The organism is Streptomyces atriruber, from assembly GCF_001418325.1.
GTDB lineage: Bacteria > Actinomycetota > Actinomycetes > Streptomycetales > Streptomycetaceae > Streptomyces > Streptomyces atriruber.
The window spans coordinates 1-1,005 of the sequence record NZ_LIPN01000009.1 but is presented as its reverse complement, the minus strand read 5'-3'; the positions used below and the strand labels follow the sequence as shown (position 1 = coordinate 1,005).

1 protein-coding gene and 1 pseudogene are annotated in these 1,005 nt (G+C 70.2%); one reads left to right on the top strand and one right to left on the bottom strand.

What is annotated here, in order from left to right; all coding sequences use genetic code 11:
• Positions 1 to 158: 158 nt before the first annotated feature.
• Complete coding sequence (locus AOK03_RS00810; protein WP_055563142.1) at positions 159 to 470, bottom strand: hypothetical protein; 312 nt, start codon at positions 468 to 470, stop codon at positions 159 to 161.
• A gap of 385 nt (positions 471 to 855) precedes the next feature.
• Here AOK03_RS00810 and AOK03_RS43695 point away from each other — a divergent pair.
• A pseudogene (locus AOK03_RS43695) lies at positions 856 to 1,005 on the top strand (bifunctional DNA primase/polymerase); the annotation flags it as partial.

The following is a 1,005-nucleotide window of genomic DNA, read 5'->3' as shown; positions in this document are numbered from 1 at the left end:
GAGGCCCTGCCCCGCCCCGCGCCCCGTCCCCCGAACACACCCGCGCTTCGGCGCCGAACACACCTGTGCGGCGGCGCCGAAGCACCGCCGCACAAGACGTCACACCCCACAACTCGCTCCCCTGGGAGCCGTCCCGATCGGCTCCTGGGGCTACCGGCTCACCAGAGCTGGGAGAAGTTGACCGCGACGTTCTCGTTCGACTGGTCGATCGCCGTGAACGCGGAGCCGTTCACCTGGGCGGTGTTGCTCTGGTTGGAGGCGCCGTTGCCGACGGCCTGCTGCTGCGTCGTGGACGAGTTCCCCGAGTTGTCGTCCCCGACCCCACTTCCGTTCACCGTCGCCACGCCGGCGTTCGATCCGTTGTTCGCGAAGGCGCCGTTGTCGGCCAGCGCGACGCCCGAGAAGAGCGCGGCAGCCAGCGGGACGGCGGCGGCGGCGGCGATGATGCGGGCGGTACGGATGCTTGCCATGTCTATTCCTCCAGAGCAGGAGGTACGCACCGGCCGGAACCGGGAGTACCAGAAGTACGGCTTTTCCCAAGGCAGTTGGCCGACCGCCTCGGAGTGCTGCACGACGTCGCGACTCCAGAGTTGCCCACCGAATCCCCGGCGAACCACCCCGGAAGCCCCGATTCCCTCGCAAGCGTGATGACAAGTCGATAAACCCGCCACACGCCCCCTGGATCCTGCTCCACCCGTCCCGCCTGCGGTCGAGCCGCGGCTCGGGCCGGGCGCCGCATGGGGCGAAGCGTTACGGCAGCCCCGCCCGTGGAAGCCGTACGCGGGGGCGCCGCCCCTGCGGAACGCCCCATTCCGGCGCTGTTCCGACTCGCCCCCTCTTCCCTTCTTCGAACATGTGTACGAACATGAAGGCATGGCCACCACCGACCGCCATGCCACGACCCTCGCGCTCGCCCACGCACTGTCCGCCGCCGAGCGCGGGCTCGCGGTGATCCCGCTCTCGCGCTCCAAGCTCCCCGCCCTGCGCTCCCCCCACCACGAGGAC